At 67.0% G+C, this 24,479-nt stretch carries 13 protein-coding genes; 7 read left to right on the top strand and 6 right to left on the bottom strand.

The window, feature by feature from the left end; translation table 11 throughout:
• Positions 1-183: 183 nt before the first annotated feature.
• The 3 genes from ACY34H_RS02870 to ACY34H_RS02860 all read left to right on the top strand — a co-directional run bounded on the left by ACY34H_RS02870 (position 184) and on the right by ACY34H_RS02860 (position 6,462).
• Positions 184-2,082 (top strand): glycoside hydrolase family 43 protein, encoded by a 1,899-nt coding sequence (locus tag ACY34H_RS02870; RefSeq protein WP_464975972.1) that lies wholly within the window; start codon positions 184-186, stop codon positions 2,080-2,082.
• A gap of 74 nt (positions 2,083-2,156) precedes the next feature.
• Positions 2,157-4,253, top strand: a complete 2,097-nt coding sequence (locus ACY34H_RS02865; RefSeq protein WP_464975971.1) for a hybrid sensor histidine kinase/response regulator — start codon at positions 2,157-2,159, stop codon at positions 4,251-4,253.
• A gap of 112 nt (positions 4,254-4,365) precedes the next feature.
• The gene (locus ACY34H_RS02860) at positions 4,366-6,462 is read left to right on the top strand and encodes a TonB-dependent receptor domain-containing protein (protein WP_464975970.1); all 2,097 of its coding nucleotides are present in this window, start codon (positions 4,366-4,368) and stop codon (positions 6,460-6,462) included.
• 84 nt (positions 6,463-6,546) lie between these two features.
• Here the strand turns inward: ACY34H_RS02860 and ACY34H_RS02855 are convergent, their stop codons facing one another.
• Positions 6,547-6,993, bottom strand: a complete 447-nt coding sequence (locus ACY34H_RS02855) for a Fur family transcriptional regulator (RefSeq protein ID WP_464975969.1) — start codon at positions 6,991-6,993, stop codon at positions 6,547-6,549.
• A gap of 199 nt (positions 6,994-7,192) precedes the next feature.
• On the opposite strand from ACY34H_RS02855, the gene ACY34H_RS02850 reads away from it, so the two are divergent.
• A complete protein-coding gene (locus ACY34H_RS02850; protein ID WP_464975968.1) occupies positions 7,193-8,104 on the top strand; it encodes an FkbM family methyltransferase in 912 nt (303 codons plus the stop codon).
• 8 nt (positions 8,105-8,112) lie between these two features.
• Here the strand turns inward: ACY34H_RS02850 and ACY34H_RS02845 are convergent, their stop codons facing one another.
• Both ACY34H_RS02845 and ACY34H_RS02840 read right to left on the bottom strand, forming a co-directional pair.
• Positions 8,113-9,090, bottom strand: coding sequence for an aldo/keto reductase (locus ACY34H_RS02845; protein ID WP_464975967.1), 978 nt, complete (start codon positions 9,088-9,090; stop codon positions 8,113-8,115).
• A 287-nt stretch (positions 9,091-9,377) separates the two neighbouring features.
• Positions 9,378-12,401 (bottom strand): TonB-dependent receptor, encoded by a 3,024-nt coding sequence (locus tag ACY34H_RS02840; protein WP_464975966.1) that lies wholly within the window; start codon positions 12,399-12,401, stop codon positions 9,378-9,380.
• A gap of 387 nt (positions 12,402-12,788) precedes the next feature.
• On the opposite strand from ACY34H_RS02840, the gene ACY34H_RS02835 reads away from it, so the two are divergent.
• On the top strand, positions 12,789-13,187 hold the full coding sequence (locus ACY34H_RS02835) for a response regulator (RefSeq protein ID WP_464975965.1): 399 nt from the start codon (positions 12,789-12,791) through the stop codon (positions 13,185-13,187).
• An 80-nt stretch (positions 13,188-13,267) separates the two neighbouring features.
• Here the strand turns inward: ACY34H_RS02835 and ACY34H_RS02830 are convergent, their stop codons facing one another.
• From ACY34H_RS02830 to ACY34H_RS02820, 3 genes are read right to left on the bottom strand one after another with little or no spacing between them, the layout of a single operon-like run.
• Positions 13,268-17,083, bottom strand: coding sequence for a TonB-dependent receptor (locus tag ACY34H_RS02830; protein ID WP_464975964.1), 3,816 nt, complete (start codon positions 17,081-17,083; stop codon positions 13,268-13,270).
• A gap of 26 nt (positions 17,084-17,109) precedes the next feature.
• Positions 17,110-18,135: a FecR family protein gene (locus ACY34H_RS02825; RefSeq protein WP_464975963.1), complete on the bottom strand. Its 1,026-nt coding sequence runs from the start codon at positions 18,133-18,135 to the stop codon at positions 17,110-17,112.
• Positions 18,128-18,718 carry an RNA polymerase sigma factor gene (locus tag ACY34H_RS02820; protein ID WP_464975962.1) on the bottom strand — a complete coding sequence of 197 codons (591 nt, stop codon included), beginning with the start codon at positions 18,716-18,718 and terminating at the stop codon, positions 18,128-18,130. The genes ACY34H_RS02825 and ACY34H_RS02820 overlap by 8 nt, the downstream gene beginning before the upstream one ends.
• Positions 18,719-19,060: 342 nt before the next feature.
• On the opposite strand from ACY34H_RS02820, the gene ACY34H_RS02815 reads away from it, so the two are divergent.
• Both ACY34H_RS02815 and ACY34H_RS02810 read left to right on the top strand, forming a co-directional pair.
• Positions 19,061-22,705 carry a TonB-dependent receptor gene (locus ACY34H_RS02815; RefSeq protein WP_464975961.1) on the top strand — a complete coding sequence of 1,215 codons (3,645 nt, stop codon included), beginning with the start codon at positions 19,061-19,063 and terminating at the stop codon, positions 22,703-22,705.
• A gap of 16 nt (positions 22,706-22,721) precedes the next feature.
• Entirely contained in the window at positions 22,722-24,476 is a 1,755-nt protein-coding gene (locus tag ACY34H_RS02810) for an NPCBM/NEW2 domain-containing protein (protein WP_464975960.1), read from the top strand.
• Positions 24,477-24,479 lie beyond the last annotated feature (3 nt).

The following is a 24,479-nucleotide window of genomic DNA, read 5'->3' as shown; positions in this document are numbered from 1 at the left end:
ATGATGGACCGAAAAGTCTAGCCGCAATTGCAACGCCGTTGCTATTCCATTTATCGCACGGGCTATCCGGAAGCGTTATAGCGCGGCCGGCCGATCAACCGGATGAGCGATCGGCGGCCGGCCCGCTCAGGGCGCCGCGCGCCGTGCTAAGGTACGGCGCCACAACACAAGGAGGAGGAGACCATGCCCACCAATGCGACCTTGCGCCGCGCCGTGCTTGGAACGGCGCTGCTGGCGCTTGCCGCCGGCGCCGCGGCCCAGCAGTCGAAGTGGCCCGACATCACGTGGATGTTCACGTCGTTCCAGGGCAAGGGCGATGGCCTGCACCTGTCGGCCAGCGCGGACGGCAAGGCGTGGACGGACCTGGGCAAGGTCTTCCTGAAACCGTCGGTGGGTTCGGGCCTGATGCGCGACCCGCACATCCTGCGCGGGCCGGACGGCGTGTTCAGGATGGTGTGGACCACGGGCTGGAAGGACAGGGGCATCGGCTACGCGGCATCGACGGATCTCGTCAACTGGTCGGCCCAGCGCTATCTGCCGATCCTTGAAAACACCGCCGGTGCCACCGATGCGTGGGCGCCCGAAACGTTCTACGACGAAGCGGGGCAGCAGTACGTGATCACGGTATCGTCCGACATCGACGGCCGCTTTCCGGAGACGAAGTCGGACGAGCGGATGAACCACCGCACCTACTACGTGACGACGAAGGACTTCGTCACGTTCAGCGAACCGAAGCTGTTCCTCGACCCGGGCTTCGATCACATCGACACGACGGTCGTGCGCGAGGGCGGACGCGAAGGTGCACGCTATTTCGCCGTCTTCAAGGAAGGCGACAGGCAGAAGGCAGGCAAGTGGGGCGCCATTCGCTGGGCGGTAGCGGACAGCGCGCTCGGCCCCTACCGCGTGATGCCGGAGCCGATCGTCAGCGGGCTGCGCGCCGAAGGGCCGACCCTGTACACGCAGGACGGCAAGACCACCTTGCTGGTCGATTTCTACGCGGACAAGCGCTACGGCGCGTTCGAGACCAGGGACTGGAAGCAGTGGACCGATGTGTCGGCGCAGCTTGCGGTGGCGAAGGGCCAGCGGCATGGCAGCGTGCTGGCCGTGCCGGCGTGGCTGGCGAAGGAGGTCGCCACGAAGCCGCCCGCGGCGGCGGCGGTGGCGCCGCAGCCTGCCCCGCCAGCCATCCTCGAAGGGTTCACGGCCGACCCGTCGATCCGCCTGTTCGGCGACACCTATTATATTTATCCGACTTCCGACAAGCCGAACTGGCAGACCACCGATTTCTCCGTGTGGTCGTCGAAGAACCTGGTGGACTGGAAGAAGGAGCGCATGATCCTCGACGTGGCCAACGACCTGAAATGGGCGAAGGTGGAGGCCTGGGCGCCGGACGTGATCGAGCGGAACGGCACCTATTACATGTATTTTTGCGCGGAGGGCAACATCGGCGTGGCCACGTCGACGTCGCCCACCGGGCCGTTCGTCGACGCGCTGGGCAAGCCGCTGATCGCCAAGGGCACCGGCGTGCAGTCGAACACCATCGACCCGTACCCGTTCATCGACGACGATGGCCAGGCGTATCTGTACTACGGCAACGGCAAGCTGGGCAACGTCTACAAGCTGAAGCGGGACATGATCACGCTGGACGGCCCGGTGCACACCATCGAACTGCGCGACCACCGCGAAGCGCCGGTCGTCTTCAAGCGCAACGGCAAGTACTACTTCATGTGGTCGATCGACGATGCGCGCAGCCCGGACTACCGGGTAGGGTGGGGCGTGGCCGATTCGCCCCTCGGGCCGGTGCGCTCGCCGGACAAGGGTTTCATCGTCCTGCAACGCAACGGCCCGGCCGTCGCCACCGCGCACCACAGCGTCGTCAATGTTCCCGGCACCGACCGCTGGTACGCGGCCTATCACCGGCATGCGCTGCCGCAGGGGAACGGCTACCAGCGGCAAACCCTGCTGGCCAGGATGGAATTCGATGCCGACGGGGCGATCAGGCCGATGGACCCGCTGACCGTGCCGTTCCGTCCGGGCGACGTGGGCGAGCCGGTAACGAAAGGGCGCGCCGCAGGCAGGTGACGCCGGGCGACGTGTTGTTTCGCAGCATGGTAAGGTGCGCCTTTGCGGCATGCCGCGCCACATAGTGCTCTGCCATGCCCGATCCACGCTCCGTTCCAGCTCCCGCCATCGACGACGCTTTCGACTGGGCTGCCACCCCGTTCGGCGCGGCCGCGGCGTGGCCGCCGGCGCTGCGCACGGCGGCCGGCATGGTGCTGCATTCGCGGCAGCCGATGTGCGTGATGTGGGGCGCCGAACTGCTCCTGCTGTTCAATGAAGGCTACCGGACGATGCTGGGCGCGCGGGCGCACGACGGCGTGATGGGCCAGCCGTTCCGCGCGGTGTGGCCCGAGCTGGCGGACCTGTCCGGACCGATGCTCGACGATGCCTTGCGCGGCCACGCTACCGGCGTGGTGGAGGACCATCCGTTCACTGTCCAGCGCAACGGCTATCCGGAACATCTCTACGTCACTTTTTTCACGAGCCCCATCCACGATGACACCGGGGCGATCGCCGGCCTGCTGGCCACCTGCGTGGATACCACGGCCAGGGTGGCGTCGCGCCGCGAGCGCGACGATGCGATGGAGCGCCTGCGGCTGCTCGACGAGATCGGCGAGGCCACCCGCGTGGCCAGCGAGCCGCGCGCCATCATGGAAGAGGCCACCCGGCTGCTGGGCGAATACCTCGGCGTGACGCGCGTGGCCTACGCCGACCTGGAACCGGACAACGACCGCTTCACGATCCGCCACGACTGGCGCGTGCCCGGTGCTGTCAGCACGGCGGGCGTGTATTCGCTCGACCTGTTCGGCTCGCGGGCGACCTCGAACCTGCGCATCGGCCGCACGCTCGTCATCGACGACGTCGACCTGGACCTCGCCCCGGGCGATGGCGACGGCATGTTCAACAGCATCGGCATCAAGGCGATCATCTGCTGCCCGCTCGTCAAGGGCGGCCGGCTGGTGGCGATGATGGCCGTGCACCAGGTGCATCCGCGGCGCTGGACGGCCGAGGAACTGGCGCTGGTGGAAGCCGTGGTCGAACGCTGCTGGGCGCACATCGAGCGGGTGCGCTCGACGGAGGCGCTGCGCGAGGCGGACCGCCACAAGTCGGAGTTCCTGGCCGTGCTGGCGCACGAGCTGCGCAATCCGCTCGCGCCGATCCGCAATGGCCTGGAACTGCTGCGCCTCGGCGACGGCGGCCGCGACACGGTCGCCAGGGTGGGCGGCATGATGGACCGCCAGCTGAGCCACATGACCCACCTGATCGACGACCTGCTGGACATCGCCCGCGTGTCGAGCGGCAAGATCGTGCTGCACAGGGTGCCGGCGGACCTGAGGCGCATCGTGGCCGGCGCGATCGAAGCCAGCATGCCGGCGCTCGAGGCGGCCGGGCATGACCTCGCCGTGCAGCTTCCGGATGGCCCGCTGCCGGTCGACGCCGACCCCGTGCGCATCAGCCAGGTGATCGGCAACCTGCTGACCAACGCCGCCAAGTACACGCCGCGCAACGGCAGGGTCCGCGTTGCCGCGCAGGCCGAGGCGGGCGCCGCCGTGGTCACGGTCGCCGACAACGGCATCGGCATCCCCGCCGAATCGCTCGACGCCGTGTTCGACATGTTCACGCAAGTCGCGCGGCACAGCGAACGCTCCAACGGCGGGCTCGGGATCGGGCTGTCGCTGGTACGGCGCCTGGTGGCGCTGCACGGCGGTAGCGCCACGGCCGCCAGTGCGGGGCCGGGGCAGGGCAGCACGTTCACGATCCGCCTGCCGCTGGCGGCCGCGTTGCCGGCGCCCGCCGATGCTGCGCCGCCCCTGTCCGCGCCGGCGAACGGCAGGCGGCTGCGGATCCTGGTCGCCGACGATAACGTCGATGCCGCACACTCGCTGGCCGACCTGCTGGCGCTGGGCGGCCACGAGCTGCGTGTCGCCGCCGATGGCGTGGCGGCGCTGGAACTGGCAGCCGGTTTCCTGCCGGATGTGGTGTTCCTCGATATCGGCATGCCGGGCATGGACGGCTACGAGACCGCGCGCCGCCTGCGCCGCCTGCCCGGCATGGCGGCCGTGCGGCTGGCCGCGCTGACCGGCTGGGGTGCCGCCGCTGACCGGGAGTGCAGCCGCGCCGCCGGCTTCGACCACCACCTGCTGAAGCCGGCGGTGCCGGCCGAGGTGAGCGCGGTGCTGGCCGGGGCCTGAACGGCACGCCCGGCCCGGTCAGGACGCGGCATGGGACGATTGCCCCTTTTAACGATAATGAATTCTCATTATAATCAGGGGAATCTTTCACCCATTGCAAGGATTTCACCCCATGTACGACAAACGCACTCCGCTCGCGCTGGCCATCGCGCTGGCCTTCGGTTCCACTTTCTGCGCCATGTCCGGCGCGCACGCCCAGGCATCCCAGGGAGCCGGCGACCGCCATGGCGGCGATCCGGACAGCATTCCCACCGTGCTGGTTTCCGCCAGCGCGCTCGGCGTGCTGGCCGACGACATGATCACGCCCGCGACCACGCTGTCCGGCGACGAGCTGGTACGGGTGCGCGAATCGACGCTGGGCGAAACGCTGGGGCGCCTGCCGGGCATCACGTCGAGCCACTTCGGCGCCGGCGCCAGCCGGCCGGTGATCCGCGGCATGGATGGTCCGAGGGTGAAAATCCTCGCCGACGGCGCGGAAGTGCAGGATGCGTCGACCATCAGCCCTGACCATGCGGTGGCGTTCGAGCCGCTGCTGGCCGAGCGCATCGAAGTGCTGCGCGGCCCGTCGGCACTGGCCTACGGTGGCGGCGCGGTGGGCGGCGTGGTCAACATCATCGACCGGAAAATCCCGACCGCGCTGCCGTCGAAGGCAGTCGAGGGCAGCGCCGAGGTGCGCGCCAATTCCGCGGCGCGCGAAAAGGCGGGCGCGTTCGAAATGACGGCGGCGGCGGGCAGCGTGGCGTTCCATGCCGAGGGCGCGAAGCGCGATGCGGACGACTACCGCGTCGGCAAGGACTGGCCGGAAGGCCGCCGGGTCGGCGGCAGCTACAAGGAGTCGGAAACGGGCACCGTCGGCCTGTCGTGGATCGGCGAGCGGGGCTACATCGGCGCGGCCTACACGAAGGAGCGCTCCGAGTACGGCATTCCCGGCCACAGCCACGAGTTCGAAGGCTGCCATCCACACGGCGACCATCTCCACTGCGGTGGCCACGGCCACGAGGAAGAAGAGGAAGGGGAGCACGATCACGGCCACGAGCATGAGGAAGGCGCGGTGCCCTGGGTAAAGCTGGACAGCGACCGCTGGGACGTGCGCGGCGAGTACCGCGAGCCGCTGGCCGGATTCTCGAAAGTGCGCGTGCGCGCGTCGTTCACCGATTACCGGCACGACGAGATCGAAGGCTCGGAAGTGGCCACCACGTTCACCAGCAAGGCGCATGATGCGCGGCTGGAGCTGGAGCACAAGCCGGTGGCCGGCTGGCGCGGCGTGATCGGCCTGCAGACGACGCGGCGCGATTTCGCCGCGCTGGGCGAGGAAGCCTACGTGCCGGCTACGCTGACGAAGAAGCATGCCGCCTTCGTGACCGAGGAATACCGGCTGGCCGACTGGCGCTTCGAGGCTGGCCTGCGGCACGAGTGGCAGGATATCGCGGTCGAGGGCGCCCGCGAGCGCGACAGGGATGCGCGTGGCACGTCGCTGGCGCTGGGCGCGGTATGGAAGTTCGCGCCGCAGTATTCGCTGCGCGCGGCCATCTCGCGCAGCCACCGCCTGCCGGGCGCCGAAGAGCTGTATGCCGACGGCATCCACCTGGCCACCAGCACCTGGGAGATCGGCAACGAGAACCTGACGAAGGAAACCTCGAACAACATCGACATTACGCTGCGCAAATTCGCCGGGCCGACCACGTTCTCGGTCAGCGCTTTCCACAACCGCATCGACAATTACATCTACGCCCGCACGCTGGACAACCATGAAGGCTTCCAGCTGATCGAGTACGCGCAGCAGGATGCCACGTTTACCGGTGTCGAAGGGGAACTGCGCCAGGCACTGTCGGCGAACTTGCAGGCCACGCTGTTCGGCGACTACGTGCGGGCGAAACTGCGCGATGGCGGCGGCAATATCCCGCGCATCCCGGCCGGCCGCCTCGGCGCCAGGCTCGATGGCGAATGGCAGGGCTGGCACGGCATGGTGGAGGCCTACCGCGTTGCCACGCAGGACGACGTGGCAACGCATGAAAGCCGCACGTCCGGCTACAACATGCTGAACCTGGGCACGCACTACAACCTGCGCATCGCCGGCCTGCCGGCACAGCTGTACGCACGCCTGAACAACGTGACCGACGAGCTGGCGTTCAGCCACACCTCGTTCATCAAGGCGGCCGCGCCGCTGCCGGGACGCAATCTCACGGCGGGGCTTCGCCTGACGTTCTGATCATGAATGAGCCCGTGGCCTGTCGCTGGCACGGGCCCGGGGCAGGGGCCGGTGCATCGCGCCCCTCCCGGAAGATGCAGCCGGTCAGTGCTTGTGCGGATGGGCCGGCCGCTTGGCCGCGGTCGTCGATGCGGGCGCCGCCTTGCCCTTGCGCTTGGCGGCGCACTCGGCGCATTCGCCGTACAGGGTCAGTTCGTGGCGGTCGATGGTGAAACCGGCGGGAGCCAGGTCGTCCATCTGGCCGGGGCACCCTTCGACCTCGAAGACGCGGTCGCACGGCACGCAATGGAAATGGTGATGGTGGTGATGCGCCAGGTGCGCGGTTTCGTAGCGCGGGTTTTCTCCCGGCAACGTGACCGCCTGGATCTCACCTTCGCCCAGCAGCAGCTTCAGGTTGCGATAGATGGTCGCGATGCCGATCTCGGGCACCGTCACGCGGACGGCGTCGTGGATTTCGTGGGGGCTGAGCGGGCGCGCGGCGGCTTCGATCGCCGCGCGAATCGCGGTGCGCTGGCGGGTTGAGCGTTCCATGGCGATGCGTATCGGGTAAATGCCTATTATCCCATATCCGATGGCCGTCGTACCGGTCCAGTCCGGAACGGCCACCCGGGCGTGGCGGAATGGCATTTTGCGAAGAATTTCGACTTTCAAGATGTTTTCTCGGCATCACGGGTATACATTGGTCGAAGCGCTTCCATTGTCTCGATCCCCCCCGAAGAGGTGACCCAGCATGATCCACAAATTCAGCGAAAAAAGAGGTTTTGCGTACTACGTCGACCGGATAATCGACGAGCAATGCGTTGCCAGGCTCGAACGCAAGGCCCGCCTGTTCAACCAGGCTCGCCACGGCGAAAAGCTGGCGATCTTCGCCAACGAGCATATCGGGATCAGCATCAACCAGTACGGCTGCTACGACCGGTTCTGCCTGAACCTGCTGTTCAATTTTCTGGCACCGATCCACCCGGTCCTGAAAGATGGCACGGCACTGGACATCGGCGCCAACATCGGCAACCACGCGCTGTTCTTCTCGTCCCGCGTCGGGCGGGTGCTATCGTTCGAACCGCATCCGCGCACGTTTGAACTGCTGGCATTCAATGCCCGCACGGTGGACAACATCACGCCTTTCAATTTCGGCCTGGGCGAACGCGACGAAACGCTGCTGCTGAACGAGAATCCGGAAAACATGGGGGCCTCGTCGATCCGCTACGCCGCGGACGGCACATTGCGCAAGATCGCCATCGCCGTGAAGCGGCTCGACGACGTCGCGGGCGACCTGGCGCATATCGACCTCGTCAAGATCGATGTCGAAGGCCACGAGCGGCATGTTCTTGGCGGTGGTCTCGAAGCGATCCGCCGGCACCAGCCGCTGATTCTGCTGGAGCAGCATGCCACGGAATTTCGCGATGGTTCGACGCCGTCGATCGATTTGCTGAAGACGCTCGGTTACCGCTTTTGCTGGCACCAGCCGACGTCGCACCGCAAGAGCCGCCTGGTGCGGCGCCTCAATCTGCTGGCAATGGCCGTCCTGGGCAGGCCGTACGAGTATGCGATCGTCACGGGCGAGCGCGTGCCGCCGGCCACCTACCCGATGCTGATCGCCGTGCCGCCGCGGTTCCGGCAGGCGCTCGGCCTGCCGGGCTAGCGGCTGGATCAGTACGGGCCGCGGACGTGGTCGCGGACGTGGTCGCGGTACACCTGTGCCAGCGCGGCGCGCAGCGTGGCCGGCAATCCTTCGACATCGGCGGCCGCCACGTTGGCCGTCACCTGCGCCGGCGAGCTGGCGCCGGGGATCACGACGGAGACGGCTTCGTGATCGAGGATCCAGCGCAAGGCCATCTGCGCCATCGTCAGTCCCGGCGGCAGCAGCGCCGCCACCTGTTCGGCTGCGCCGACGCCCCGTTCCAGTTCCAGGCCGGCAAACGTCTCGCCCACGTTGAAATGCTGGCCGTCGCGGTTGAAGTGGCGATGATCGTCCTGGCGGAACACGGTCTCGCGGGTGATCTTCCCGCCCAGCAGCCCGCTGGCCAGCGGCAGCCGCACGATGATGCCGACGCCTTGCGCATGGGCGCGCGGCAGCAGTTCCTCGGCCGGCTTCTGGCGGAAGATGTTGAAAATCACCTGGAGCGACGCCAGCCCATGCTGTTCCAGGCAGATCAGGCCTTCTTCCACCGATTCCACGCTGGCACCCCAGCGGCGGATCAATCCTTCCTGCTGCAGTTCGCGCAGCCACTCGAACACATGGCCCTGGCGCAGCACGTCGGTGGGCACGCAATGCAGCTGGGTCAGGTCCAGTGCTTCCACGCCGAGCCGTTCGATCGAGCGCAGCGTGGCATCGCGCAGGGACTCGCGCGTGTAGCCATCCGGGTAGATGCCGGCGCGGCCCAGCTTCGTGGCCACCACCAGCGACGGGTCCCGGTGGCTGGCGAGGAAACTGCCGATCGAACGCTCGCTGGCGCCGTCGCCGTAGACGTCGGCCGTATCGATGAAGCGCACGCCGGCGTCGTAGGCGGTGTTCAGGGTCTGCTGGGCGATGGCGTCATCCCAGTCGTCGCGCCAGCCGCCGCCCAGCTGCCAGCAGCCCAGGCCGATTTCGGGGATGGTGAGGTCGGCGAGTTTTCGTGTTTGCATTTCCATTCCTTGTTCGTGTAAAAGGCCGGGGCACATGATAGTGAATTTGGCCCTGGTTGTCGCATGATTCACATGTTGGCGTAAAAAAACCGGTGGCTTGGCAGGGGTTTCGCGGAGCGTGCTCCGCGCCTGCCAAGCGGTGATGGCATGCATGCCATCACTCCTTGACACCACAATTGGAACAAAAACCGGTGTCAGACACCATTTCCGGGAAATTCATCCGGAAATGGTGTCTGACACCGGTGTCCGCAGCGAACCGCTACGGTTGATGCTATCGGATGTCTACATCAGAACGAGTAGTTCGCCTGGACCGTATACCGTGGGCCGGTGACGAACCACGCATGGCCGAACGTGCCGGCGTGCTGCTGCATGGTCTGCTTCGACGTGGCGTCGTTCAGGTTCTGCGCTTCCAGCCCGATGCGCAATTTTTCCGTCACGTTGTAGAACACCGAGGCGTCCACCTGGCCATAGTGCTCCTGCCACAGCGGCAGGCCCCAGGCCACGTTGTTCTGGCCGAACGTCGGGCTGGACGGATTGGTGTCCTTGCCGTTGGTGTCGCGCGTGCCCCACTGGTTGACGCCGGCCAGGTAGCGCGAGCGCCAGTTGTAGGCCACCCGCGCCGATATCGGACCGCGCTCGTACATCAGGGCCAGGTTGATGGTGTGCTTCGACAGGCCTTGCAGCGGCATGTTGCCGAACGTGCGGCCATCGGTGTCGCAGCCGTTGATGTACAGGTTCAGGTTGTTCGCATCCGCATTGCCCGAGCAGTATTCCGAGTACACCGGGTTGTCCAGTTTGCGGCTGCTGTCCACGTAGGTCAGGCTGGCCTGCACGCCCAGGCCCTTCAGGTAGCCCGGCAGCCAGTCGTAGTACTGCTGGTAGGCCAGCTCGAAGCCGCGCGCATAGCCGTGCGCGCCGTTGACCGGTCCCGTCACCGCGAAGCTCTGCGTGTTGCCGTTCACGTCCTGCACTTCGTAGTTGTACATCTGGTTGACGATGACGTTCTTCAGGTCCTTGTTGAAGAGCGCGAGCGTCAGCGAGCCGGCCTTGGCGAAGTACCATTCGGCTGTCACGTCCACCGACGTGCCGGTGGTTGGCCGCAGGTTCGGATTGCCCTCGGCGGTACCGGTCAGCGACGTGTTGGTGACCGTCACGATATTGTTCGCCTCATCCGTGACGGTGGTGATCGTCTGCGACAGCGGCGTATAGGCCTTCATCTGCGAGAAGTCCGGGCGCGACATCGAGCGGGCGATCGCCGCGCGGAACTGCAGCTGGTCGTTGTACTTCAGGCGCAGGTTCAGGCTCGGCAGCCAGTTGTGGTAGTCGTTCTCGTAGTCGCGGCGGGTGGCGAACGGCGTGATGTTGGCGATCTTGTTGCGGTCCAGCACTGCCGCGGCATCCTCGAACGTCGGAATGGTCGGGTTGTACGTCGTGTAGCCGTAGGCCGTGGATTTCGTCTTCACATAGCGCACGCCGATATTGCCGTCGACCGGGTACTTCAGCTTGTCCCAGCCGAAGCGCAGCTGCGTGTAGAACGCGCGGGTCTTTTCTTCCTGGAAGTTGGTGCCGGCCGGATCGTTGTCGAAGGTTGCCGCCGGCCACGGCGTGCAGGTCGTGCCCTTCTCGGCGCACAGGATGTCGTGGTAGGTGTGCAGCTTGGCATAGCTGTCCGGATAGCCGCGGGCCACCGCGTCGTCCGGGAACATGATGGCCGGCACCTGCACGTCGCCGCCGAAGAAGTTGTTGAAGCTGCGCAGCGTGGCGCCGCCGGCGAATTTCGGATCGTCCAGCGTGGCCAGGCGGTCGACCTGCCAGCCCAGCATCCACGGCTGGCTGATCGCCTGCCAGTTGTAGCTCGGATTGGTGTTCTGGTTGCGCGAGCTGCGGTTCTGCAGGCGCACGCCGAAGCGCAGGTCACGCAGCACCGGATGGTCGAAGTCGTACCGGATGTCGGTCTTCCACGCCTTGCTTTCGGCCTTGGAGCGGTCCTTGTGCTCCATCGTGTAGGCCCAGTAGTAATTCTTCGGGTCGGACAGGTACTTGATGTCGTCCGCATCGAACGTGATCTTCGGCAGGTCGCCGGACAGGTCCAGCGTCTCTTTCTGCATCTGGATGCCGGTGGCCACGTCGGAATCGAGCGCCTCGGTGCTGGCACGCACCACCTGGAAATCGGTCGTCGCACTCCATGCCGGCGCGATGCGCCATTTCAGGTTCAGCGCCAGGTCGCGCGTCGCCGAGCGGCGGTCGGACACGCGGCGGTCCGAATTCAGGTTGATGCCGCCGTTGGCCGGGTTCGAGATCACGCCGGAGATGAAGGCGCCGTTCTTGTCGAACACGCCGTTCTCCACCTGGATGCCGTAGGGCCGGTCGCCGGTTTCCTGCGACAGCAGCGCCTGTTCCGACCAGCCTTCCTTGTACTTCGACTGGAAGTACGTCAGCGCCGCGGTGAAGTCGCGGTTGGGGCGCCACTGGAAGGCCGCGTACTGGCCCTTGCGGTCGCGTTCCCAGTTCATCGAGCGCCATTGCGCGCCGCGCGGCACCCACATCGTGCGGCCCGGCTCCACGTTGGCGTTCGGGTAATAGGCTTCGATGAACATCTCGTCGGTGCGGGTGTGGCTGATCGACGAGGCCAGGTCGATCAGCGCGCCGAATTCGCCGAAGCGGGTATTCCAGCGGTCCGACAGCAGCAGCGAACCGGTCGGCTGCGCCTGGCCCTTGCGCAGGTCGGAGTAGGTGTATGAACCGGACACCGCACCCTTGAAGCCCTTGAAGTCGAACGGCATCGCCGTGCGCAGGTTGACCAGGCCGGACACGCCGCCCTCGGTCTGCTCGGCGGACGGGTTCTTGTAGACGTCGACGCCGGCCATCAGTTCCGGCGGCACGTCGGTGAAGCTGAGCGAGCGGCCGCCGTTGGCCGAGAACGACTCGCGGCCGTTCAGTTCCGAGCGCACGTAGGTCAGGCCGCGGATGGCGATGCCGGAACCTTCGACCGCGTAGTGCTGCGGGTCGTTGCTCATGCTGCGGTCCATCGTCACGCCGACCACGCGGCTGAGGATTTCGGTCACCGAACGGTCGGGCAGCTTGCCGATGTCCTCGGCCACGATCGAATCGACGACTTCGTCCGCATCCTGCTTCAGTTTCTGCGCCGACTGCAGCGCGGCACGCTGCCCGCTGACGACGACGACAGCAGCGCTGTTGGCAGTGGATTGAGTTTCGTTAGCGCTAACTTCCTGGGCCAGGGCGGCCCCGTGCGACCAGATTGCGAGTTGAGCGACGGCAACGGCGATTGCCGTTTTCTGAAGGTTTCTCACTTTTGTCTCCTGTGTTTTTTATAGTTAGCCAGCGCGCCTGCCCTCTGTTGTGGCATGGCATTCCGGCGGATGAGGAAGCGGATTCTATGTTGAAACCGTTTTCACCTGTCCAGGACCGAATGTAGACGAACTCCACAGCGTCGGCAATGGCGAATTGTTTGGCGTTGTTGTTCAGTCAGTACCACTAAACGCCTGCTTGCCAAACGCGGTGTTTGGTGATCTAACAATCTTTGGTTGCGCAACCATGCTCGGGTGGCGATATGGCGCTGGGATAATGTTATTTTTTCACTAGCATCATGTCAGCATAAGCTCCGACACCATACCGGGATGCCGTCCTACAAGTTTCCTGTAGATAAAAGGTAAGGTATGCCATGACAGGAGCACTGTATGGACGGGACGGGAATGGGCACAGAGATGTCGGTGCGCGCAGAGCGGCGCATCCTGATAGTCGACGATAACTGCGACGCGGCGGAGCTGCTGGCGGAACTGATGCGCCTTTCGGGTTACCAGGTCGCCGTAGCCTTCAGCGGCGCCAGTGCGCTGCAGGCGGTATCTGCTTTCCGGCCCGATGTCATGCTGCTCGACCTCGGCATGCCGGGCATGGATGGTTACCAGGTAGCGCAGGTGCTGCGTGCCTCCCCCGAATTCACCGGCTTGCGCATCATCGCGCTGACTGCCTGGGGCGATGCCGAGGCGCGTGCCCGCACGGCCGCTTCGGGCTTCAACCTGCACCTGACGAAACCGGCCCCCTTGCCGGCGCTAATCGGGGCGCTGGAAGCCGGCTGAGCGCGGCCACACCGGTCTCCCGGCCGGTTCAGCCTGGATTCGACCAGATTTCGATGCGCGGAGCGCTATCCGATGCCGGCTCAGTTGCGCAGCACCACCCCGAACAGGTACTGCGCGCCCGAGTACGAACGATCGAGCAGGTTCGGGCGGCCGTCCGCATAGGGGGCGTACGATCCATGCGAGGTCGATTCGCCGGCGCGGCCGATATTGCGGCCTTCCGCGAACAGTTCGATATGGCGTGTCAGGCGCCAGGCGATGCGCGCGTCGACGAAGCGCGTGGCGCTGTTGAACGTCGGCGACGCGGGATTGAAGGGCAACGCCGGCGCGCTGTCCACGCCGACGGCGGGGTAGTAGTTGGCGGCGCCGGGCAGTTCGCGGAATGAGCCGGCCGCGCTTTGCACCGCCAGGCGCGCCTGCAGCCTGCCGTCGTCGTACCACAGCGAAGCATTCCACGTATAGCGCAGCTCGCGCTGCGGACCGAGCGCGGTGCCCGTGAGCAGGTCCCTGATCGGTTCGCCCAGCACCTTCGAACGCATGCGCGTGTAGTTCGCGTCCAGCCCCGTATGGCGCAGGAACGACGGCAGCCATGTGAACGCGGTCTTGCCGCTCAACTCGATGCCGTTGCGTGCCGTCGACGGGCCGTTGACATAGGTGGCATACGCATAGCGCAGGTCCGACAGGCCGGCGCCGGTGGCCGGATCGGCGGTGCCGGAGCCGGCGAAGGGCTGCGCCGCGTAGACGGCCACCCGCATCGGCGCGCCGCTCAGGCCGCGCTGGCGAAAGCCGGCCAGCGACAGCATCGTGTCGCGGTTCGGATACCATTCCAGCGACAGGTTCTGGTTGCGGCTGCTCAGCGCGCGCAATGCCGGATTGCCCAGCGTGCCGTCGCAGCGCATGTCCTCGGCCAGCGCTTCATCGAGCCGCCGTTCGTCGTACGTGCAGGAGACGTTGTTGCTGTACAGGTATTGCACGGGCGGCCGCGCGATCGCCCTCGCGCGGTGGTAGCGCATGGCCACCCTGTTCCCGGCGGTCCACCAGGCCAGGTTCAGGATCGGCATCACGTCGGTGCTGCCGCTGCGCAGCGTCGTGTTGCGGGCCACGGACTGCCGCAACACGCCGGCGGCGGCATCGCGGTCGTCCGGGTCGTAGGCAGGCGTCTTCGTCACCGAGTGGAACGTCATCAGGCCGGTGCCGGCAACGTCGGTGCGCACCACGCGCCAGCCGAAATTGCCCTCGATCGACGAGCCGAAGGGCAGGGCCAGTGCCATGAATGGCAGCCGGTCGACGTTGAAGTCCGCGCTCAGGTAGCCGGCCAGCACGCGTTCGCCGACGGCAGTCTTCGGCTGCTCGTGGACGTTGCCGTCGGTACCCCGGCATGTCTTCACGCAGTCGAGGTTGAAATGCTGCACGCCGGTCATCTCGATCACCTTGCGCACGTCGATTTCGGTCCATCCGGCGATCATGCCGTCCGGGATGTCGCGCGCACCGTGCAGGTAGCGGATCGAATTCCTGGTCAGCGCCTGCGCCACGATGTCGCGGTACTGCGCCTGCGTCATCACGATCGAACTTGCGAACGCGGTGGCGGGATCGCTGCCGTAGCGGATGCCGTACCGGCACGGGCGGCCGCCGGGGGCCAGCGATCCCGCCGTGTCCTCGCAGGCCTGGAAGTTGCCCCGTACCTGAGCCCACGGCACGACGATAGCGGGCGAAGCCTGCGTGGCCGCCTGCACCGTGTAGCCGGCGCCGGACCAGTTGACGGTGCGGTAGTCGCGCCCCTGCAGGCCGAACTTGAAGCGGCTGATGAATGGTATCCGCCCGGCGGATGCATACGTCATGTCCAGCCGCGCCGTGTCCTCGCGCCGTTCCATGATGCGCGGGTTGGCCATCGTCAGCTGCGTGGCGTTCGAGGTGCGCGGCGCGGCCGGGTCGGCCGGATTGTTCAGCGTGCCGTAGTTGGCGACGTTCGACTGGTCGTAGGCCACGCCGGGCGGCAGCGAATGCGTCCACATGCCGTTCGGTGCCACGGCCAGGGTCGCCGGCCCGTAGATATAGCCGAAGTTGGTACGCCACTGCATGCGCCAGGCATCCGAACCGGCGTGCCCGTACAGGAATTCGGCGCGCCACGGACCGGAACGCCAGGTGCCGCCAAATTGCGCGTACTGCGACGAACTCTCGATGCGGTCGTAGATCTGGTCCACGTTGGCCGACACATCGGTGAGCGTGTACTGCAGCAGGTGGTGATTGGCATCCACGACGACCGAGCCGGGCACCACGTTGGCCACCGAGCCGTCCGTCATGCCGCGCCAGGCGGTGGTGCTGGCGCCCAGGTTGACGGGCGATGGATAAAACCAGGTGTTCGAGCCCGGCACCGGACTGCGCGTGATGGCCGGCGCGGCGCCGCCGTCGGCGTAGCGGCCGGCCGGGTTGACATTGATGTTCCCCAGCGAGAAGAAGGACTGCTCGTCGTCGATCTTGCGCGTATTGCGGTTGAACTTCGCGTACAGCGACAGCTGCTCGCTCACCTTGAAATCGAGGCGCAGGTCGCCGTACAGGCGCTCGTCGTATTCGCGGCGTACCAGATAGCGTACCTGCTGCGGGGTGTAGTCGTTCCACTGGTTCAGGCAGCTCAGGAGTTCGTTGGCACGGTGGCTCTGCGCGGTGGCGCGGTGGGCGCGGCTGGCGATCGCGGACAGTTGCGTCTCCGTGTATTGCGGGAACGCGGCCCGGCAATCGGCCTTGCTGTGCGCGGCTGCCGAACGCTGCACGATGTCCAGCGGACTGAGCGCATCGAAGGTGCCGCCGCCGCTGCGTTCCCAGCGCGCCATCGGCGCCGTGGCAGCCGGATCGGCGAGGTTGACGGTGGCAGGATTGAACGAGAATGTCTTCTCCGGCGAGCCGTCGACATCGAGCAGCCGCACGCTGCCCAGGTTGTAGGCGGAATACAGCGCCGTGTGGTTCTCGTTGTGCGCGGCGGCGCGCGTGAGATTGAGCACCAGGCCCACCCGGCCGCCCAGGAAGCGGTCGGCAAGGATGAAATTCAGGTTCGGTGCCAGGCGGCCGTTGATCGAATTCTGCTGCGCCGCGGCGCGCAGGGACACGTAACGCTGCTTGAAATCAAGGCCGGAGCGGGTGCGGATCAGCACGCCGCCACCCAGCGAGCCTTCGGTCATGTCGACGGTGGAGCCTTTCACGACCTCGATACTCTTGATCAGGTCGGTCGACAGTTCGCGCAGGTCGACGCCGCGCCCGGATCCGCCATTGTTCAGGTCCGTGCCGCCTGCCGCCTGCACGCCGAGGCCGTCGATTTCCACCCGCACCAGTTCGGCCGTGTTGGCGCGCACGTTGATCGTGGTGCCTTCGCCGTATTCGCCGCGGTCCAGGGTCACGCCGGCCACGCGGGAAATCGCCTCGGCGACATTGCGGTCCGGGAAGGCTCCCACCTCGTCGGCCTTGATCACGTCGACGGCCGTGGCGGCGTTCTTCTTGTCGAAGATCGAGTCGCGTTCCGCGGCCCGGGTGCCGACGATCTTCACCCTGGCCGGCGGCGCTGCCGGCGGCCGGGGCGGCGGCGGCGGCGGCGGGGGAGGCATACTTGCTACCGGCGCGCGCCGGACCAGTACCGTGCCGTTCGTGTTCAGCGTGGCCGCCAGGCCGGTACCGGCCAGCATCCTGTCGAGTGCCTGCCGCGCCGTGAACGCGCCGTGTACCGCATTGGTGCGCACGCCGGCCAGGTCGTCGCCGCTGGCCAGCAGGCGCAGGTTGGCCTGCCGGGCAAATACCGGCATCGTCACGGCGGCCGGACCGGCCGGCAGTTCGAGCGGGATGGCCGTGGCCATGGCGGAAGAGGGCAGGGCAATGGCCGCCACCGCCGTCGACAGCAGGCTGCGCAACATCATCGGGAACAGGACATCCGGCGGGCGTATCAGCGCGCGGAGCCAATCCGGATCGCGTCGGCGCGGATCGCCACCGGCACGTTCAGCAGCGCGTGCACGTCGTTGGCGAATTCTTCCGGCTGGTCGATGCGGTAATGGCCCACCAGCGGCTTGCGCCGCAGGGCCGGATCGTCGACAACGATCTGCCGCGTGTTATAGCGGTTGAACTCGGCCACGGCGTCGCCCAGCGGCTGGTTCTCGAACACCAGCTTGCCCTCGCGCCAGGCCAGGCGGCGTTCGACTTCGCGCGGGTTCGTGCCGATGCGGGTGACGCCGCCATCGGCGGGCACCATCGCCAGTTCGCCGGCCGCGACGCGGCGCAGCGGCGCCGTGCCGCCCTCGGCCCACACTTCGACCACGCCTTCCGTCACCAGCACCTCGGCACCCTGCGCGTGGCGCCGCACCGAGAACGCGGTGCCGACCGCGCGCACGCGCACATCGCCAGCTTCCACGACGAACGGCCGCGCCTTGTCCTTCGCCACGTCGAACCACGCTTCGCCGTGGGCGAGCGCAATGCGGCGCCGCGCATCGGTCAGCCGCACTTCCACCTCGCTGGCGCTGTTGATGCTGATCGTCGAGCGGTCGGCCAGCTGCACCTTGCGGAATTCGCCGCGTGCCGTCGCATAGGTGACGCCGCCCAGCAGGTCCGGCGCCAGCGACGCGACGGCCACCGCCGCCATGCCCGCCGCCAGCGCGCCGCCGAACACGAAGGCGCGGCGGCCACGCGCCGGCCTGCGCGGCGCGGGGATGTCCGTGGCGTCGTCGTTTGCCGCCGTGGCAACGTTTGCATCCGGCCGCGCCCCTTCGCTGGATGCGCGCTTCGCTGTCGGCTTCAGGCTGGCCTGCACGGTGATCCCGTCGAGCGAGTGCGCGATGGCCCGGGCGCGCAGGTAGGCGCCCTGGTGCCTGGGACTGGCCAGGTACCAGGCTTCGAAGTCGGCCTGCGTGGCGGCGTCCAGCGGGCCCGCCGATTCGCGGGCCACCCATTCCAGCGCCGTGTCGTCGATGCTAGACATGCCGCTTTCGCGGGGCGCGGCGCGATTGCCCCGCCTGGCCGGCTGCCTCGCCACCCTCGACGCCGACGCGCGCCACCATGTCGGCCACCAGTTTCAGTCCTCGCATCATTTCCTTTTCCACCACGTTTTCCGAGATGTCCAGCCGCTGCGCCGTTTCCTGCTGCGACAGGCCGTCGATCTTGCGCGCGCTGAACACGCGGCGACAGCGCTCCGGCAGGTTGGCCACCAGGCCAAGCACCCATTTCAGTTCGGCCCGGGCCAGCGCCACCCGCTCCGGGGACGGCCCGGGATCGGCCACGTCCAGCGCTTCCAGGCTGGCCACCGCCTCGATGCGGACGATGGCTTCGCGGCGAAACCTGTCCACCATGATGTTCTTGGCGATCTGCATCAGGAACGCTCTCGGCTCCAGCACATGCTGCACGGATTCCATCTTCAGGATGCGGAAGTAGACGTCCTGCACCAGGTCGTCTACTTCCGCGTCGCTGCCGCACAGCCGCCGCAGCCGCTGCCGCAATTCCGCTTCGTAGGGAATCACATGGGCGCTGACCCAGGCGACGACGGCGGGATCCAGCGGCGCGATCATGCGGCCCTCCCACCGATATGACGAACGGCGCGCGGGTTTCCGCCGGCGCCATGCTGCTGTGTGCTCCGATCCATGTATCTCCTCCGTCCGCGCGTTGCGAGCGTGTTGCCGCTCGCCGAAAACTCGGCTGCGGCATATCAATAGTGCGTGCATATATACACGCTTCGGACGCCCGGCTCAACCATCGCTTGAGCGAAAGCGTGACATTTTCGCTGCACGCCGGCGAAACGATCATGTTGGGTGATTGTTTGCGCACCGGGCGGCGGAAATTTTTCGCAGGGTCCGTCAACCGGATGAGGCAGCGCCAAAGCTGCCGTGCACAACATACCCGGAGACCGACAGATGAATTCGAAACGCGCCTTTCCCCAGCCGACGATCGCCGCGCGCGCGGTATCGCTGGCCCTTGCTTCGCTGATGGCCGGCCATGCGCTGGCCCAGCAGGCTGCATCGCCCGCGCCGGCCAATGCCGCGTCCAGCCCCGCGCCCGGCGGCACGGCCGATGCCGGCGAGGTGCAGAAAGTCGTCGTTTCCACCCGCCGTTCGCAGCAGTCGTCGATCGACCGCAAGAAGAACGCCTCCACCGCGATGGATTCGATCGTCGCCGAGGACGTCGGCTCGCTGCCGGACCGGAATATCGGCGAGGCGATCTCGCGGATGGCCGGCGTGGCGATCGACCGCGGCGAGTACGGCGAGGGCGTCAGCCTGTCGGTGCGCGGCAACGGCTCGAGCCTGACCCGCGTGGAACTGGACGGCATGTCGGTGCAGTCGGCCGGCGGCTCCGACCTGAACGGCGGCGGCGACGGCCGCGGCGTGGAGTTCCGCTCGTTGTCGGCGGACCTGATCAAGAGCGTCGACGTGATCAAGGGCCAGACGGCGGACATGGTGGAAGGCTCGCTGGGCGGCGGCATCCGCATCCAGACCCGCACCGGCCTCGATTTCAAGAAGCCCTTTGTTTCCGTGCGCGCCTCGGGCACCCAGCACAGCCTGAACGAAAAATGGACGCCCGACCTGTCCTTCACCGGCGCGCGCCAGTTCGGCGACGGCCGGCTGGGCGTGGTGGTCAACGCCGGCTTCCAGAAGCTGGACAACGAGGCGCACCAGATGCAGACCTCGGGCAACGGCCAGAACGGCTATGGCCGCTACGTCGACATCGACAATTCGCCGGAGAAGACGTTTACCTTCCAGCCCGGCTCGCTGGACCTGTCGAATCCGGCTTCGCTGGAGCCGACGACGACGCTGCGCGATGCCAGCGGCCGCGTCATCTTCGCCGGTGCCACGCCGCAGGACCTGCTGCAGCGCGCCGCCGCCGCGCAGACCAAGGAAGCGTGCTTCGATGCGTTCCCGCAGTTCACGAAGACGTCGGGCGCGCTGGCCGGCCTGTCGTCCGGCGACATCAACCGGGCGATCGACCACCGCGGCAATGAACTGCTGACTTGCCTGAACCAGTGGAACGACTACAGCCCGCAACTGCTGCGCTACTTCGTCAAGCGCCAGATCGACGAGCGCAAGAGCATCGACCTGCGCACCGATTTCAAGGTCAACAACCATCTGACCGTGTACGCCAAGGGTTCGTACAGCCGCCGCAAGGTGGACGACAACTACATGACCTACAACCTGGGCCAGGTGGCCGTCAACGGCACCAACAACTATGTCGATGCCAATGGCCTGCGCACGGCGGCCCCGGGGATCGGCTACTACACGTCGCCGCATACCTATGGGCTGGGCGCGTCCGGCACCGGCATCGTGCGGGGCGCGGCCGTGAACTTCAACCCGGCCACCGCGGTGGTGGACAAGACCCACCATCTCACCAGCTTCTCGCTCGACAACGGCGGCGCCGGTACCGACCAGATCCGCAACCTGATGGAGGTGAACACCAAGTACCTGCAGTTCGGCGGCACCTTCAAGCGCGACGCGCTGACGGCCGAACTGCTGGTCGGCGCTTCGCAATCCGACTTCCGCCGTGCCAACGCGCGCTGGTCGGTCAGCTTCAACAATGCCGGCCCGGCCACCGCCACGGTGGGGCCGAACGGCACCTGGGGCTACGATTTCGCCAACGGCATTCCGGACAATGGCGATCCGGCCAACTATGGCCAGACCGTGGTCAACACGAATCCGGCGATGCCCAACGTAACCAGCGACCGCACGCTGCTGTGGCAAAGCCCGCAGATCCGCGAGACCGACGAGCAGACCGCGAAGCTCGACCTGTCGTATGCATTGTCCGACAAGATCCCTGTCTTCAAGTACCTGAAGTCCGGCTTCAACCTGCGCCGAAGCGGCAACGACAGCTGGGGCGGCGGCGGCTACACGGTGCGCACGGCGCAGGGCACCGCCGGCCAGCCGAACTACAGCCCGGCGATCACCGTGCCGAGCACCGAAGTGCGCGGCGTGATCCGCGGCTGCACGGATACGCCGGGCTCCGCAGGCACCGCCAATGCGTGCAAGTACGGCTACACGCCAGGCACGGCGCCGTCGCTGTCCGGCACCTGGGTGCTGCCGATGCCGGACTTCCAGAACCTGCTGGGCGCGGCGATGACCGATCCGGCCACCGCCACGAAGCTGTTCAACGGCGCCTCGGGCCGGCCCGCCAACACGCTGGACAACTGGAACCAGCTCGATGTGCTGCGCGTGATCGACATCCTGAAGATGCCGAACTATAACTACAACTGCACCAAGGAGTGCGCCGGCAGCGACGGCCAGGTATACCAGCAGCCGATCTCGAAGGTGCGCGAGGAATCGAAGGCGTTCTACCTGATGACCGACTTCGGCTTCGACACGATCCCGTTCACGAAGCGCGCGCTGCCGTTCGGCTGGGAGGTGGACGGAAACTTCGGCTACCGCTACGTGCACCGGAAAGTGCAGGGCACCGGCAGCATGACGTTCCGGGTGATCACCAAGACGCCGCAGTTCGATCCGCTCAATCCGGACGCCGCGGCCGGCATCGTCACCAATTCCGTGACGCAGAACACGGCGATCGACGCCACCAGCCACGTCTTCCTGCCCAGCTACAACGTGGGCCTGTGGCTGATCCCGAACCAGCTGGTGGCACGCTACAGCGCGGCGAAGTCGTCGGCGCTGCCGCCGGTCTCGCGGCTGCTGGCGGCAGGCACCTGCACCTACGACGAGCGCGATGCCGACGACGTGGAAGGCGACGACGGCAACCTGCGCTGCAACACGGTCGGCAATCCGGCGCTGCAGGGGCAGAGCAATTTCAACCAGAACCTGTCGGTGGAATGGTATCCGAACGCCGACACGATGTTCAGCGTGGCCGGCTATCGCCAGGAAGGCCGCATCGGCCCGAACAAGACCACCGGCGTGTTCGACGTGCCGCTGTTTGCCGGCTCCTCGGAAGTCAACCCCGTCACCGGCCAGCCGCTGTCGGACATCGTGTTCGACTACACCACCTACACGAACGGCCCGCCGACCACGCGCACCGGCGTCGAATTCGGCACCCGCAGCGCCTTCACGTTCCTGCCTTCCTACCTGCGCTACACGGGGATCGATGCCAACTACACTCGCCAGAAGTCGAAGTTCGTGCAGGCGATGATCGACCCGCTGACCGGCGAGGCGCAGCCGCAGTCGGGCGAGCCGAAGTATTCGTACAACCTGGCGCTGTGGTACGACGACGGCAAGCTGGCCGCGCGCGTGGCCGTGCAGGCGGTGGCCGCGTACTACGGCTGCACGGCGCCGTGCGGCGCCACCGGCACGGGGCTGAACTCCTACCCGGCGTTCAACGTGAACTCGTCGACGTCGCTGCCGTGGAATCCGGGCACGGCCAATATTCGCGATGCGACCCGCTTCATCGACGCCCGCATCTCCTATAAACTGCGCCCCGAGCTGGAACTGTTCGTCGAGGGCCGCAACCTGTCGAACCAGACGGAAACCCGCAGCATCGCCTCGACCGGCTACAGCGACGGCACGCCGTACCTGCAGAACTATGCGTACGCCGGCCGCCGCGTGACGGTGGGCCTGGTGTACCGTGGCCTGTAAGGAGCGGAACACCGCCATGCGCAAGAAGACCTTGCTGGCCGTGCTGGCCGGCGCATGCATCGCCGGGCCGGCGCACGCGGCCGATGTGGCCGCGGCGGCGCCGCCGATGGGGTGGAATCCGTGGAATGCGTTCCGCACCGAAGTTACCGAGGCGAAGATCCTCGCCGTGGCGGAAAAGCTGAAGTCGTCCGGGCTTGCCGATGCCGGTTACCGCTACGTCAACGTCGACGACGGCTGGTGGCAGGCGCGGCGCGCCGACGGACGCATCCTGGTGCGCACGTCGATGTTCCCCAGCGCCGCCACGCCGGACGGCAATACCAGCCTGAAGCCGTTCGTCGACCGGCTGCACGGCATGGGACTGAAGGCCGGCCTGTATACGGACATCGGCCGCAATATCTGCTCGCAGGCGTGGGACCCGAAAAGCCCGAACCTGCCGGCCGGCACGCGGGCCGAACGGCAAGTCGGCTCGATGGATTTCCAGCGGCAGGACATGGAACTGATCTTCGGTGAATGGGGTTTCGACTACCTGAAGGTCGATGCCTGCGGCATGGCCGACTACGCGCCGGACAGGAAGTTCGTCCGCGACGGCACTTACCGGGCACTGGGACCGTACATCGTGCGCCACCGGCCCGAGCGGGGCGACGCGGCGAAGGTCGAGGCGCTGTATGCGAGCCTGGCCAGGGAAATCGCGGCGGTCCGGCCCGGGCGCGATTACGTGCTGTCGATCTGCACCTGGGGCGAGGCCGATGCGAACAACTGGGCCGGCAAGTACGGGCAACTGTGGCGTACCAGCCCGGACATCCATGCCACCTGGGCATCGATGCTGTCCAACTTCGACACGGCGGAGAAGCGCGCCCTCTATGCGGGCCCGGGCCGCTGGAACGATCCGGACATGCTCCAGATCGGCAATGGCGACTTCGGCGCCGGTGGCCTGGTGGAGGCGCGCGCGCACCTGTCGCTGTGGGCCATCCTCGGCGCACCGCTGCTGCTCGGCTACGATTTGACCAGGTCGCCGGACAGCCTGATCACCATCGCCGGCAACCGCGAGGCGATCGCCATCGACCAGGACCCGGCCGGCAACCAGGGCATCACGGTCAGCCGCGACGGCGACGCACAGGTGATCGTCAAATCGCTGCATGAGCGCGGCGCGAAGGCTGTCGCACTGGTCAACCGGGGCAACGGGCCGCTCGCCATATCGGTGCCGTTGCGCCGGCTGCGGCTGCAGCCCGGCGTGACCGTGCGCGACATCTGGCAGGGCAGCTCCGGGCGCCTGGCCGGCGACACGATCACGCGGCGCCTCGGTCCGCGCGAGACGGCGCTGCTGCGCGTGAGCGGCAGCCCGCTGGCGGGCGTCAGCCTGACCGAAATGACCGGGCGGATCCGTGTCGTCGACGATGGCCGGGCAGGGCGACGGGTCGATCCGGCCTGGGTGCCGGCGCAAGTGAATGCCGCGCCGTCCGGCCAGCCGCTGCTACTGGCCGGCGTGCGGCACAATGACGGGCTGGGCGTGCTCGGCAACTCGCGCCTGCAGGTCGCCCTGGATGGGCAGTTCCGCACCTTCCGCGCCACGGTCGGACCACTCGACGCCGGCGCCACCGCCATGTTCCGGGTGCTGGGCGACGGCAAGGTGCTGGCCGAGCGGCGTGCCGCGGCGCCGGCGGTGCTGGCCGTGCCGGTGGCCGGCGTGCGCACGCGCGAACTGGTTGTCGACGAGCAGGGCAAGGCCGCCGCGCCGCTGCTGGCGGCCTGGGCGGAAGCGAGGCTGGAGTGATGC

The sequence above is a fragment of the Pseudoduganella sp. jia 9 genome, from assembly GCF_055502615.1.
Note: the sequence above shows the minus strand (reverse complement) of the source record. Positions and strands in the feature narration are given on the sequence as shown.

Coding starts and splice junctions, on each gene's coding strand:
- ACY34H_RS02815 (WP_464975961.1), top strand. CDS start 19,061: ATGAATTCGAAACGCGCCTTTCCCCAGCCGACGATCGCCGCGCGCGCG.
- ACY34H_RS02820 (WP_464975962.1), bottom strand. CDS start 18,718: ATGATCGCGCCGCTGGATCCCGCCGTCGTCGCCTGGGTCAGCGCCCAT.
- ACY34H_RS02860 (WP_464975970.1), top strand. CDS start 4,366: ATGTACGACAAACGCACTCCGCTCGCGCTGGCCATCGCGCTGGCCTTC.
- ACY34H_RS02870 (WP_464975972.1), top strand. CDS start 184: ATGCCCACCAATGCGACCTTGCGCCGCGCCGTGCTTGGAACGGCGCTG.
- ACY34H_RS02810 (WP_464975960.1), top strand. CDS start 22,722: ATGCGCAAGAAGACCTTGCTGGCCGTGCTGGCCGGCGCATGCATCGCC.
- ACY34H_RS02865 (WP_464975971.1), top strand. CDS start 2,157: ATGCCCGATCCACGCTCCGTTCCAGCTCCCGCCATCGACGACGCTTTC.
- ACY34H_RS02835 (WP_464975965.1), top strand. CDS start 12,789: ATGGACGGGACGGGAATGGGCACAGAGATGTCGGTGCGCGCAGAGCGG.
- ACY34H_RS02825 (WP_464975963.1), bottom strand. CDS start 18,135: ATGTCTAGCATCGACGACACGGCGCTGGAATGGGTGGCCCGCGAATCG.
- ACY34H_RS02830 (WP_464975964.1), bottom strand. CDS start 17,083: ATGATGTTGCGCAGCCTGCTGTCGACGGCGGTGGCGGCCATTGCCCTG.
- ACY34H_RS02855 (WP_464975969.1), bottom strand. CDS start 6,993: ATGGAACGCTCAACCCGCCAGCGCACCGCGATTCGCGCGGCGATCGAA.
- ACY34H_RS02850 (WP_464975968.1), top strand. CDS start 7,193: ATGATCCACAAATTCAGCGAAAAAAGAGGTTTTGCGTACTACGTCGAC.
- ACY34H_RS02845 (WP_464975967.1), bottom strand. CDS start 9,090: ATGCAAACACGAAAACTCGCCGACCTCACCATCCCCGAAATCGGCCTG.